At 68.3% G+C, this 12,570-nt stretch carries 11 protein-coding genes; 7 read left to right on the top strand and 4 right to left on the bottom strand.

Annotation, left to right across the window (positions count from 1 at the left end; translation table 11 throughout):
• The first annotated feature begins 20 nt into the window (after positions 1-20).
• Positions 21-2,216: a S9 family peptidase gene (locus Q9R02_RS10180; protein ID WP_305996574.1), complete on the top strand. Its 2,196-nt coding sequence runs from the start codon at positions 21-23 to the stop codon at positions 2,214-2,216.
• 11 nt (positions 2,217-2,227) lie between these two features.
• On the opposite strand, the gene Q9R02_RS10185 is transcribed toward Q9R02_RS10180, so the two are convergent.
• Entirely contained in the window at positions 2,228-2,821 is a 594-nt protein-coding gene (locus tag Q9R02_RS10185; RefSeq protein WP_305996575.1) for a GNAT family N-acetyltransferase, read from the bottom strand.
• A gap of 179 nt (positions 2,822-3,000) precedes the next feature.
• On the opposite strand from Q9R02_RS10185, the gene Q9R02_RS10190 reads away from it, so the two are divergent.
• Together Q9R02_RS10190 and Q9R02_RS10195 are read left to right on the top strand one after the other, a co-directional pair.
• Positions 3,001-4,707, top strand: coding sequence for an ABC-F family ATP-binding cassette domain-containing protein (locus Q9R02_RS10190; protein WP_305996576.1), 1,707 nt, complete (start codon positions 3,001-3,003; stop codon positions 4,705-4,707).
• Positions 4,708-4,789: 82 nt separating this feature from the next.
• The gene (locus Q9R02_RS10195; protein WP_305996577.1) at positions 4,790-5,617 is read left to right on the top strand and encodes an SGNH/GDSL hydrolase family protein; all 828 of its coding nucleotides are present in this window, start codon (positions 4,790-4,792) and stop codon (positions 5,615-5,617) included.
• Positions 5,618-5,746: 129 nt separating this feature from the next.
• Here Q9R02_RS10195 and Q9R02_RS10200 read toward each other — a convergent pair whose 3' ends face one another.
• Positions 5,747-7,216 carry an amino acid permease gene (locus Q9R02_RS10200; protein WP_425279257.1) on the bottom strand — a complete coding sequence of 490 codons (1,470 nt, stop codon included), beginning with the start codon at positions 7,214-7,216 and terminating at the stop codon, positions 5,747-5,749.
• 212 nt (positions 7,217-7,428) lie between these two features.
• Between Q9R02_RS10200 and Q9R02_RS10205 the strand changes: the two genes are divergently transcribed.
• The 3 genes from Q9R02_RS10205 to Q9R02_RS10215 are packed head-to-tail and all read left to right on the top strand — an operon-like array spanning position 7,429 to position 10,449.
• Complete coding sequence (locus Q9R02_RS10205; protein ID WP_305996578.1) at positions 7,429-8,382, top strand: 1,4-dihydroxy-2-naphthoyl-CoA synthase; 954 nt, start codon at positions 7,429-7,431, stop codon at positions 8,380-8,382.
• A gap of 21 nt (positions 8,383-8,403) precedes the next feature.
• Positions 8,404-9,519: an AMP-binding protein gene (locus Q9R02_RS10210; protein WP_305996579.1), complete on the top strand. Its 1,116-nt coding sequence runs from the start codon at positions 8,404-8,406 to the stop codon at positions 9,517-9,519.
• Between the two features lie 48 nt (positions 9,520-9,567).
• Positions 9,568-10,449 carry a 1,4-dihydroxy-2-naphthoate polyprenyltransferase gene (locus Q9R02_RS10215; RefSeq protein ID WP_305996580.1) on the top strand — a complete coding sequence of 294 codons (882 nt, stop codon included), beginning with the start codon at positions 9,568-9,570 and terminating at the stop codon, positions 10,447-10,449.
• An 81-nt stretch (positions 10,450-10,530) separates the two neighbouring features.
• Here the strand turns inward: Q9R02_RS10215 and Q9R02_RS10220 are convergent, their stop codons facing one another.
• Positions 10,531-10,815, bottom strand: a complete 285-nt coding sequence (locus Q9R02_RS10220) for a DUF4229 domain-containing protein (RefSeq protein ID WP_305996581.1) — start codon at positions 10,813-10,815, stop codon at positions 10,531-10,533.
• Between the two features lie 216 nt (positions 10,816-11,031).
• Here Q9R02_RS10220 and Q9R02_RS10225 point away from each other — a divergent pair, with 216 nt between their 5' ends.
• Positions 11,032-11,499 carry a PLDc N-terminal domain-containing protein gene (locus tag Q9R02_RS10225; protein WP_305996582.1) on the top strand — a complete coding sequence of 156 codons (468 nt, stop codon included), beginning with the start codon at positions 11,032-11,034 and terminating at the stop codon, positions 11,497-11,499.
• Between the two features lie 4 nt (positions 11,500-11,503).
• Here Q9R02_RS10225 and ccsB read toward each other — a convergent pair whose 3' ends face one another.
• Positions 11,504-12,553: a c-type cytochrome biogenesis protein CcsB gene (gene ccsB, locus Q9R02_RS10230; protein ID WP_305996583.1), complete on the bottom strand. Its 1,050-nt coding sequence runs from the start codon at positions 12,551-12,553 to the stop codon at positions 11,504-11,506.
• Positions 12,554-12,570: the final 17 nt, after the last annotated feature.

The following is a 12,570-nucleotide window of genomic DNA, read 5'->3' on the forward strand; positions in this document are numbered from 1 at the left end:
ACACGGTTTAGGGTGGAGGCATGACCGCCACGCCACACCATCCTCTGCCCCCTGTCGCCCGCAAGGTCCCCACCAGCAGGACCCATCACGGCGACACCTTCGTGGATGACTATGAGTGGCTCCGGGAGAAGGAGAACCCGGAGGTCGTGGCGCATTTGAAAGCGGAGAACGCCTACCAGGAGGCCGTCACCGCGGGCCAGGAAGCACTCCGGGAGGCCATCTTCCAGGAGATCAAGGGCCGCACCCTGGAGACGGATCTCTCCGTGCCGTCCCGCAAGGACGCCTGGTGGTATTTCACCCGCACCCTCGAGGGCAAGGACTATCCCGTCTACGCCCGCGTGGCCGCCACGGACTCCGGCGACCCGCTGGCCGACTGGACGCCGCCCGTGGTGGAGGCCGGCGTCGCGCTCCCCGGTGAGCAGACCCTGCTGGACGGCAACGCCGAGGCCGAGGGGCAGCCGTTCTTCTCCGTGGGCGGCGCCGCCGTGACCCGGGACGGGAACCTGTACGCCTACGCCGTGGACAACGCCGGCGACGAGCGCTTCACGGTGCGCTTCAAAGACCTCCGCACCGGCGAGCTGCTGCCGGACGTGATCGAGGGCGCCTTCTACGGCCTGGCCTTCTCGCCGGATGGCACGCGCCTGTACTACACCGTGGTGGACGAGTCCTGGCGCCCGCACCAGATCCGCGCGCACGTGCTGGGCACCCCGGTGGAGCAGGACGAGCTGCTCTACCAGGAGGACGACGCCGGCATGTGGCTGGGCTTCGAGCTCTCCGCCCAGCGGACCCACCTGGTGGTGGGCATCTCCTGCGCGGAGTACAGCGAGGTGCGCCTCCTGGACTTCGCCGATCCCGCCGCGGGTCTGCGGACCGTCCTCTCCCGGGACGCCCGGGTCCTCTACGAAGCGGAACCGTTCGCACTGGACGGCACGGACGGCGTGCTCCTGACCCATGACCGGGACGCCGTGAACTCCATGGTCTCCTTCACCACCTGGGAAGAGCTGGCCAAGCCGTTCGAGGCCCAGGAGTGGCGCACCCTTCTCCCGCACTCCCCCGAGGTCCGAGTCAACGGCACCGGCGTGCTGCGCGACTTCCTGGTCCTCTCCGTCCGCCAGGACACCCTGGAACGCGTCCAGTTCCTCCCCCGCCAGAGCCTGGGCACTCCGGAGCAGCGGCCCACCATGGAGCCCGCCTTCGCGGAAGAGCTGTTCACCTCCTACCTCAGCGCCGCGGACTACGACGCCCCGCTGGTCCGCCTCGGGTACACGAGTTTCCTCACACCGGTACGGGTGTACGACTTCGTCCTGCCCACGGCCGCGGCCCCGGAGGGCGAGCTCCTGCTCCGCCGCGAGCACCCCGTGCTGGGCGGCTACGACCCGCAGGACTACGTCGCCACCCGTGAGTGGGCCGTGGCAGCGGACGGGACCCGGATCCCGCTCTCCGTGATCCGGCACCGCTCGGTCCGGCAGGACGGCACGGCGCCCGGGCTGGTGTACGGTTACGGCTCCTACGAATCCAGCCTGGATCCGCAGTTCGTGATCTCCCGCCTCTCCCTCCTGGACCGTGGCGTGGTGTTCGTGGACGCCCACGTCCGCGGCGGCGGCGAACTCGGCAGGCACTGGTACGAAGACGGCAAGAAACTGGCCAAGAAGAACACCTTCACGGACTTCGTGGCCGCGACGGACCACCTCATCGCCTCCGGCTGGGTGGATCCCGACCGGGTGGCGGCACTCGGTGGCTCCGCCGGCGGCCTCCTGATGGGCGCCGTGGCGAACCTGGCCCCGGAGAAGTACGCCGCCGTCGTCGCGCAGGTGCCGTTCGTGGACGCGCTGACCACCATCCTGGACCCGGAGCTGCCGCTCTCCGCCCTCGAGTGGGAGGAGTGGGGCAACCCGATCACGGACCCCGAGGTGTACGCCTATATGAAGAGCTACACCCCGTACGAGAACATCCGCCCGGTGGCGTACCCCCGGATCGCCGCCGTGACGTCCTTCAACGACACCCGGGTGCTCTATGTGGAACCCGCCAAGTGGGTTCAGGCGCTCCGGGAACAGAGCACCGGCACGGAGCCGATCGTGCTCAAGATCGAGATGGACGGCGGCCACGGCGGCGCCTCCGGCCGCTATGTGCAGTGGCGGGAAAGGGCCTGGGACTACGCGTTCATCGCTGACGCCCTGGGGGCCGGGGCGCTCCTCCCGGGTGCCGGCCCCCAGTAGCTCCGCCCTGCCTAGCGTGCCTTGCCCAGCCGGTACTCGAGGTTCCGCTTCACGGCCGGCCATTCCAGGGCCAGGATCGAGAAGACCACGGTGTCCCGCAGCACGCCTTCCGGGGTGAGCGCCTGACTGCGCAGGACCCCGTCCTGTTTGGCCCCGAGCCGGGCGATCGCCTCCCGCGACTGGTGGTTGAGCCAATTGGTGCGGAACTCCACGGCGACGCAGCCCACGGTCTCGAAGGCGTGGCGCAGCAGAAGGTACTTGGAGTCGGGGTTGGTGCCCGTTCCGTGAGCCGACCGCCGGTTCCAGGTGGAGCCGATCTCCAGGCGCGGCAGGCTGTGATCGATGTTCATGAAACTCGTCATGCCGATCACCTGACCGGTGGAGTTGGAGCGTGCCACGAACGGCAACATGCTCCCGGCCTCCTGCAAGGCCAGGCGACGCTGGATCTCCGCGCCGACGCCTTCGGGGCGGGGCACGGTGGTGTACCAGAGATTCCAGAGTTCACCGTCCTGGACGGCCTCGACCAGAGCCGCCTCATGGGCGGTCTCCAGGGGCTCCAGCGTCACGTATTTCCCGTGCAGGGTGACAGGATCGATTTTTTGCACGAGGACAATTGTGGGGCCGGAACGGCCGCATGCCAAGTGGTTAACCCAGCGTTCACCTCGGGACACGAACCACGGCTTCCGGAGCGCTTCCGGAGCATTCCTCTGAAGGCGATCTGGCGCAGATGGCACTGATGCCCGGCCCCGTGCGGTGTCCGGTCCGGCCCGTCTACAGTTGACGGGTGACTGCAACGCTCGTGGCCAACGGCCTCGCGGGAGGGTACGCCCACCGCATCCTGTTCGATGACCTCGACCTCACGGTCGCGCCCGGCGATGTGATCGGCGTGGTCGGTGTGAACGGGGCGGGCAAGTCGACACTGCTGCGGATTCTCGCGGGCGAGCTGGACGCGCAGGCCGGCACCGTCTCGCTGGCGCCGTCCGACGCTTTCATCGGCTGGCTTCCGCAGGAGCACACGGCGGTCGACGGCGAGACCATCGGCCAGTACGTGGAGCGCCGCACGGGCGTGGCGGCCGCGTCCACCAGGCTGGAGGTGGCTTCCAGCGCGTTGGCGGACCAGTCGGCTGTGACTCCGGGAGGCATCGATCCTGCCGACGAGTATTCGGCGGCGCTCGACCGCTGGCTCGCATCGGGGGCCGCCGACCTCGATGAGCGCCTGCCCGCCGTGCTTGCAGAGCTCGGCCTCTCAGTTGACGCCGGTCCCGGGTCCGGCGCGGGCCGGAGCGCGGCGGGTCTCTCCGTCGATTCGCTCATGACTTCGCTCTCCGGCGGCCAGAAGGCCCGCGTCGCCCTCGCCGTCCTGCTCTGCTCGCGCTTCGACATCGTGCTCCTGGACGAGCCGACCAACGATCTGGACCTGGACGGACTCGCGCGGCTGGAGACGTTCGTGCGCGGCCTGCGCGGCGGCGTCGTGCTGGTCAGTCACGACCGCGAGTTCCTCGCCCGCGCGGTCACCCGCGTCCTCGAGCTGGACCTCGCCCAGCACTCGAACCGGGTGTACGGCGGCGGCTACGAGGCGTACCTCGAGGAGCGTGCCACGCTGCGACGGCAGGCACGCGAGGACTATGACGAGTTCGCGGCGAAGAAGGCGGATCTGGTGGGCCGGGCCCGCACGCAGCGGGAATGGTCCAGCAAAGGCGTGCGCAATGCGATGCGCAAGTCGCCGGACAACGACAAGATCCGCCGCAAGGCTTCCACCGAGTCGAGCGAGAAGCAGGCACAGAAGGTACGGCAGATGGAGAGCCGGATCGCTCGGCTGGACGAGGTCGAGGAGCCTCGCAAGGAGTGGCGGCTCGAGTTCACCATCGGGTCCGCTCCGCGATCAAGCTCGGTGGTGGCGACCCTCAACGAAGCGGTCGCCCGTCAGGGCGAATTCACCCTCGGCCCAATCTCCTTGCAGGTCAACGCCGGAGAGCGGATCGGCATCACGGGGCCCAACGGGGCCGGCAAATCGACGCTTCTGCGTCTGCTGCTCGAGGAGCAAAGTCCCGACGCCGGATCCGCGGCTCTGGGAAGTTCCGTCGAGATCGGTCAGATCGACCAGGCCCGGGCGCTCCTGAGCGGTGCCGCCCCGCTCGCGGAAGCCTTCGAAGCGCTGGTTCCGGCGCAGACGGCGGCCGAGGTGCGTACGCTGCTCGCGAAGTTCGGGCTCAGGGCGGACCACGTGCTGCGGCCTGTCGACGCGCTCTCGCCCGGCGAACGCACGCGAGCCGGGCTGGCGCTTCTGCAGGCCCGCGGCGTCAACCTGCTGGTCCTTGACGAGCCGACCAACCACCTCGACCTTGAGGCGATCGAGCAGCTGGAGGAGGCGCTGGAGGCCTACGACGGCGCGCTGCTGTTGGTCACCCACGATCGCCGCATGCTCGAAAACGTCCGTCTCGACCGACGCTGGGAGCTCGAGGCCGGGCGCCTCACGGACCGGCTCGGCTGAGCCGCTCCGCGACCGCCACCGGCGTCTCAAACGGGTATCCACTACTCAGGACAAGGCTTCCGGCCCGGTCTAGCGTTGGTTCATGAACGCCGAATTCAGATCTCGCCTGCGGCGATGGATGCGCGTTTCAGCACTCCTCGTCATGACTCCCGCCGTGCTGACCGGGTTCCTGGTCCAGCCGGCCGAGGCCGCCGCCTCGACCACCACCTACGCAGCTCTCGGCGACTCCTACACGGCCGGCCAGGGCGCCCCGCCGTACCAGGACACCGTGTGTTACCGGAGCCCTCAGTACAGCTACCCCGCGGATGTCAGCATGCTGCGCGGCATCTCCTTCAAGGGCAACGCCGCATGCTCCGGCGCATCCACTGCGGACATCCCGGCGGAACTCGCCACCCTGCCTGCCGGCGGGGTCAAGCTGGTCACGGTCACGGTGGGCGGCATCGACGCCGGCTCCAACCAGGTGGCCACGGACTGCCCCAACGGCACCCTGACCACCGAGTGCCAGGCCCTGCTCACCATCGATCCCACGGAGGCGGCGGCCCTGAAGGCCAAGCTGGCCACTGCATACGCTCAGATCAAGACCCAGTTCCCCACGGCGACCGTGGTGGCGATGGGTTATCCCCGGATGTTCACGGGCCTGTACCTGCTCTCGCCGTTCGCCAATGCGCTCAACTCCTCGATCAACACGCTGGACGGCAGCATTTCCGCTCAGGCGGCAGCGTCCGGGGTGCGATTCGTGGACGTCCGGCAGGCGTTCTCGGGACACGAGATCGGATCGTTCAGCGGCCAGTGGATCAACTACAACTCCTCCAACACGGCCGATCCGGCCAACTTCCACCCGAACGCCACCGGGTACAGGTCGGGTTATTACCAGTCCCTGGTGAACGCGGGCCTGCTGCCCCGCAAGTGAACCGGACGACGACGGCGGGCGGCTCCCCTGGGGAAGCCGCCCGCCGTCGTCGTGCATCACCGTTGAGTGCTCAGTTGTGGTGGCCTGGTGGCGACGGAAGCCACCACAACTGAGCACACAACACAGGAATCAGCTGTACAGCTCGTTCTTCGGCTTGTTGTTGCGGACCTTCATCCAGCCGAGCCAGAGCAGGAGGGCGAAGAACGGCACGGTGCCCAGGGTCCAGGCGCCGAGGTAGAAGACGCTGCCGTCGGCGTTCTTCATGGTGTCCATGCCGATCAGCACGGTGATCACCAGCAGCGCGATCAGGCCGGCCCAGCTGGTCCACGGCGCACCGGGCATGAGCAGGCTGGAGACCTTGCCCTTCTTCTTCCGCAGCATGATCTGGCAGGCGAAGATCGAACCCCAGGTGAAGATCACGCCGATGGAGGCGGTGTTCAGCGCCAGGTCGAAGGCGTTGGAACCGCCCAGCCAGACGTTGAGGAGGATGCCCACCAGGTAGAAGCCGCCGATCGCCAGGATCGCCGCGTACGGCACGTGGCGGGAGGACATCTTGGTCAGCCACTTCGGGGCGTGGCCGTTGTTGGCCATGGTGCGGAAGATGCGGCCGATCGAGTAGAGGCCGGAGTTGGTCGAGGAGAGAGCGGCGGTGATGACGATGAAGTTCATCGCATCGCCCATCCACGGCAGGCCCATCTGGCCGAACACGGTCACGAACGGGCTGGTGCCGGCCTTGTACTGGTCGCTCGGCAGGATCATCGCGAGCAGCGAGACGGAACCCACGTAGAACACCACGATGCGGATCACGACGGCGCGGATCGCCTTGGGCACCTCGCGCTGGGGGTTCTCCATCTCACCGGCGGTGATGCCCACCAGTTCGATGGCGTTGTAGGCGAAGATCACGGCGTTGAGCACCAGGACCATGACCAGGGCGCCGTGCGGGAACATGCCGCCGTCACCGGCGAAGAGGTTGGCCGGGGTGGCATGGCCGGTACCCACCTGGGCGTTCATGACCACCAGGACGGTGCCCACCACGAGGAAGATCAGGATGGCGCCGACCTTGAGCACGGAGGCCCAGAACTCGAACTCGCCGAAGGCCTTCACGGAGAGGAGGTTGACGGCCACCAGGAGGACCAAGGCCGCGACCGCGGTGACCTCCACGGGGACGTTCGGGAAGAAGTACTGGAAGTACAGGCCGATGGCGATGAGCTCGGCGATGCCGGTCATGCCCCAGTTCAGGAAGTACATCCAGCCGGACAGGTACGCACCCTTGGAGCCGAAGAGCTCACCGGCGTAGGAGACGAAGGAACCGGACGTCTGCCGGTACATGATGAGCTCGCCCAGGGCCCTCATGAGGAAGTAGGCGATCACGCCGGCGATGGCGTAGGAGAAGATCAGGGCCGGGCCGGTGGAGTGGAGACGTCCACCGGCTCCCATGAAGAGGCCGACGCCGATGGCGCCGCCCATGGCGATCATCGTGACGTGGCGGCGGCTCAGGGACTTGCTGTAGCCCTCCGCGGTGAGGGTGCTGTCTGCGGCGCCGGACACCTGCCCGAGGGCCTGGTCCGTGGTGCGCTCCTGCTGCGTAGTTTCTGACACGAAACACAAGTTTACGGATCATGTCCCGAACGTGATGTGAATAACAATCAAAAGAGCTGAAGATCACACGGGGAACACCGCTTGCACCTGGGTGGATATTCGAACCGTCTCGACAGGTGGACACCCGGGTCTGCACAGCTCGGAACATTTGACGAACGCTTCAGAAATGCGCTTTCACGGGCCGCTGTCCCGCCGGGCATAGGATTCCAACTATGACCGAGCCTGTTCTCCCCGCCGCCGTCTCCGACACCTTCGACCCCCGCCGCTGGCGCGTGGTGGAGGGCTTCGATTTCACGGATCTGACGTATCACCGCCAGGTGGAGCGGGCCGAGGACGGCACCATCATCCGGGACCTGCCGTGCGTCCGCATCGCCTTCGACCGGCCGGAGGTGCGCAACGCCTTCCGCCCCCACACGGTGGACGAGCTGTACCGCGCCATGGACCACGCCCGCATGACCCCGGACGTCGCCGCCGTGCTCCTGACCGGCAACGGCCCGTCCCCCAAGGACGGCGGCCACTCCTTCTGCTCCGGTGGCGACCAGCGCATCCGCGGCCGTGACGGCTACAAGTACGCCGAAGGTGAGACGAGCGAGACCGTGGACCCCGCCCGCGCCGGGCGCCTCCACATCCTGGAGGTCCAGCGGCTCATGCGCACCATGCCCAAGGTGGTCATCGCCGTCGTGAACGGCTGGGCGGCAGGCGGCGGGCACTCCCTGCACGTGGTCTCGGACCTGACCATCGCGTCCAAGGAACACGGCAAGTTCAAGCAGACGGACGCCACCGTCGGCAGCTTCGACGCCGGTTACGGCTCCGCGCTGCTCGCCCGCCAGATCGGCCAGAAGAACGCCCGGGAGATCTTCTTCCTGGCCCGCGAATACTCCGCGGAGGACATGGTCCGGATGGGCGCCGTCAATGAGGCCGTTCCGCACGCGCAGCTGGAGGAGGTGGCACTCGGCTACGCCCGGGACATCGCCCGCCAGTCGCCGCAGGCCATCCGCATGCTCAAGTTCGCGTTCAACCTGGCCGACGACGGCCTGGCCGGCCAGCAGGTCTTCGCCGGCGAGGCCACGCGCCTGGCCTACATGACGGACGAGGCTGTGGAAGGTAAGCAGGCGTTCCTGGAGAAGCGGGACCCGGACTGGTCCGACTTCCCGTACTACTTCTGATCGCGCCCCGGGACAGACGGCATGCAGCAGCTCGATGACATCCTGAAAGCCCTCGCCGCCGCCCTCGCCGCTGAGGGCCCGGCCGTGGACTTCGGCGACGAGGTGACCACCGTGAGCCTCCCCGCTCACCCGGAGGCCGCCGTCGTGGTCCGCACCTCCGGCTCCACCGGCAGGCCCAAGGCCGTGGTCCTCTCCGCGGAGGCTCTCGCGGCGAGTTCCCTGGCGACGGCCGAGGAGCTGCGGGCCGAGGGACAGTGGCTCCTGGCCCTGCCACTGCAGTACGTCGCCGGGGTGCAGGTCCTCATCCGGTCCCTCTACGCGGGCACCCGGCCGTGGGCCATGGACCTGGATCAGAGCTTCACCCCGGAAGCGTTCGTGACCGCGGCGGACGAGCTCACCGATCCCATCCGGCTGACCTCCCTGGTGCCCACCCAGCTCGCACGACTCCTGGAGGACCCCACCGAGGACGTGCTGCGCGTCCTGCGCCGATTCCACGCAATCCTGCTGGGGGGCGCCGCCGTGGCGCCGGGGCTGCTGGCGCGGGCCAGGGAGCTGAGCGTCAACGTGGTCACCACCTACGGCTCCGCGGAGACCTCCGGCGGCTGCGTCTACAACGGGCGGCCCCTGGACGGCGTGGACGTCAGGCTGGTGGACGGACGCGTCCACCTGGGCGGGCCCACCCTCGCGGACGGCTACCTGGACGACCCGGAAGCCACCTGGGACGCGTTCATCGAGCTGGACGGGGAGCGCTTCTTCCGCACCAGCGACCTGGGCGAACTCTTGCCGGACGGCACCTTGCGCGTCACCGGCCGGGTGGACGACGTCATCAACTCGGGCGGCAGCAAGGTCTCCGCCCTGGATGTGCAGCACGCGCTGGAAGCGCTCGACGGCGTCGCGCAGGCCTTCGTGGGCGGCATCCCGTCCGCAGAATGGGGGCAGTCCGTGGCGGCCGCCGTCGTGCTGTCCCCCGGGGCTCGCTGGGAGGCCGGCGAACTCGCCGAGGCGCTGCGCGCCGGCTTCGGTCCCCTGCGCCCGCGCCATGTGTCGCTCTGGGGCTCCCTGCCACTGCTGCCCAACGGCAAAGTGGACCGCCAGGCGATCCTTGGACGGCTCCGTGACGAACATGGGGGAAAATAGGACAGGCGCTCCAGCGTCGAAGACCCTGACGTCCAGCGAGAGGTAACCGTGGCTACAGCCGGCCAGTGGATCCAGGGGGCCCGCCCCCGCACCCTTCCAGCCGCCATCGCGCCTGTGGTGATCGGCAGCGCCGCCGCCTACCAGCTGCACGGCTTCAACCTGCTCAACGCCGTGCTCGCCGCCGTCGTGGCCCTGTTGCTGCAGATCGGCGTGAACTACTCCAACGACTATTCGGACGGCATCCGCGGCACGGATGAGAACCGGGTGGGCCCGTTCCGTCTGGTGGGCTCCGGCGCCGCCCGCGCCAAGTCCGTGCTCAAGGCCGCGCTGGCCTGCTACGGACTGTCCATGGTGGCCGGTCTGGGCCTGGTCCTGCTGACTCAGACCTGGTGGATGATCCTGGTGGGCCTGGGCGCCGTCATCGCGGCCTGGGGTTACACGGGCGGCAAGAACCCGTACGGCTACCAGGGCCTGGGCGAGCTGTTCGTGTTCGTGTTCTTCGGCCTGGTGGCCACGCTGGGCACCACGTACACCCAGGCGGGGCGGATCAGCCTGGCGGCCACGATCGGTGCGGTGGGCACGGGCCTGATCGCCTGTGCGGTGCTCATGGCCAACAATGTGCGTGACATCCCGACGGACAAGGTGGCCGGCAAGCACACCCTGGCGGTCCGGCTGGGCGACCGCCTGGCTCGCCGCAGCTACGTGCTGATGGTCGCCGTCGCGATTCTCTCGGTGGTGATCCTGGCCCCGCAGAACCTGTGGATCCTCCTGGTGCTCCTGCTGATCCCCGCGGCGCTGCTGCCCTGCTGGCTCATGCTCTCCGGACGCACGGGCAAGGCGCTCATCCCGGTGCTGCAGCAGACCGGCATGCTGAACCTCGGCTACGCCGCACTGTTCGCGGTGGCGATGATTCTGGCGCACGGCGTCTGAGGCGCCCCGCGCGATTTCCCCGTGAAAACGGAAGATCCCCGGCGCTGCGGCGCCGGGGATCTTCCGTTAAGGCAGGGGTTTTCAGGCTTTGCTCTCCGCCGGGCCGTCCGCAGCACCGTCGACGACGGCGTCCTCCGCCGCCGCGTCCTTCTCGGCACGGCTGTTGCGGGTGCGTCCGCCGAAGGTGCCGGCCAGCTGGGTGGCAGCGCTGTCGCGCTGGCGGCTGAAGAACAGGTAACCCAGGCAGAAGGAGATGAGGGCGGCGAAGACCGCGCCGAGGACCAGGCCGATCTTCAGGAAGAGGCAGATGGTCAGGACCACTGCGAACAGGGCCACACGGATCAAGAGGTACTTCAGATTCGCCACGGATCCATTCTACCGGCCATTCCTGGGCGCTCCCCGGGCCTGGCCCCGGCCGGATCCACGCCACCATTCCGCCACCATTCCGCCACCTCGAGCGTGAATCCGGCGCTGAGACAGTGGGTTTCCGCTGAAACAGTGGTCTAAACCCACTGTTTCAGCGGAAACCCACTGTCTCAGCGAAGGCTCGGACTGGGGCCCCTCGCTCACTAGACTTGGTGGATGCCTCGCGTCATCATCACCGTTCTGCTCGTGGCCGTCTGGATCTACGCCATCATCGACTGCATCCGTTCCGAACCGGATGAGGTCCGGGGCGTGCCCAAGGGCGTGTGGATCGTGGTGCTCATCCTGCTCCCGCTCATCGGCGCCGTGCTGTGGTTCGCGCTCGGCCGGCCGCGGATCAGCGCCGCCTCGGCCGGTGGCCGCCCCGCCCAGAACCGCGGTCCGGCCGCCGGCTCCGGCCCCGTCGGCCCGGACGATGACCCCCAGTTCCTGCGCAATCTGGAACAGCAGCGCCGCAACCAGGCCGAAGCCAAGCGCCTCGAGGACCTGCGCCGCGAACTCGAGCAGCGGGAGCGGGAGAACAAAGAACGCCGCCCCCGCGATGGCGAGGACGGCGCTCCAGGTGAGAATGGGCCCGGTCAGAACGGAACGGGCCCTCATCAGGACGGACCGCACCGCAACAGCTGAGGGCTCAGAGCCCCGAGTAGGAGTGCAGGCCGTTGAAGTACTGGTTCACAATCGTGAAGTTGAACACCACGCAAAGGTAGCCCACGATCGACAGCCAGGCCGCACGGGTGCCGGTCCAGCCGCGGGTGGCCCGGGCGTGCAGGTAGCCGGCGTAGACCACCCAGATCACGAACGTCCACACTTCCTTGGTGTCCCAGCCCCAGAAGCGGCCCCAGGCCTTCTCGGCCCAGATGGCGCCGAACATCAGGGTGAACGTCCAGCCGACGAACGCGATGGTGTTGATGCGGTAGCTGAAGTTCTCCAGGCTCAGGGCGTCCGGCACCAGGCGCATGAACATGAGTTTGTCGTCGCGTCCCAGGGCCAGCTGGCCCTCACGGCGCGACTGGAGAAGCTGCAGCACGGACATGGAGAACGTCAGAGTGAACAGCGCGGAGGACAGCACTGCGATGGACACGTGGATGACCAGCCAGTAGCTCTGCAGAGCGGGGACCAGGTGGCCCACAGGCGTCCAGAACGCGACGGAGGCCGCCACGAGCATGATGATCACCAGCGCCATCACGAAGGTGCCCACGAAACGCAGATCGCGGCGCAGCAGCACCAGGAGGAACACCACGGCCACCAGCCAGGCGCCGGTGGTGAGGAATTCGTACATATTGCCCCACGGCACGCGTCCTGCGGCGAAACCACGGCTGATGACGCCCGCGCCATGGATCAGCGCGGCCAGAATCGTCAGCGCCACGGCCACCCGGGCGGGGGCGCGGCGTTCGCCGCTGTACCGCATGGACGAATCGGCGGTGACCGCCGTCGTACCTGATGCGGAGCCGGTGCCCGACGACGGCGCGGCGGGTGCGCCGGCGCCCACCAGCTGCTTGGCGGCCACCGTCACGGTCGCCTTGCCCTGCTGGCGTGCGGCGCGCTCGTCGATCGCGCGCAGCGTGGCGCTGCTCTTGGCGAGGTCCCAGGCGAAGGCGATGAACGCCACCGTGTAGGTGCCCGCGGCGAGCAGCATGAAGAGCTCGCTGTACGAACCGAGTTCGAAATTCAGCCCTGGCATGAGTCTGCCTTTCCCTG

It is taken from the genome of Arthrobacter horti (assembly GCF_030731045.1).
Lineage (GTDB): Bacteria > Actinomycetota > Actinomycetes > Actinomycetales > Micrococcaceae > Arthrobacter_E > Arthrobacter_E nanjingensis.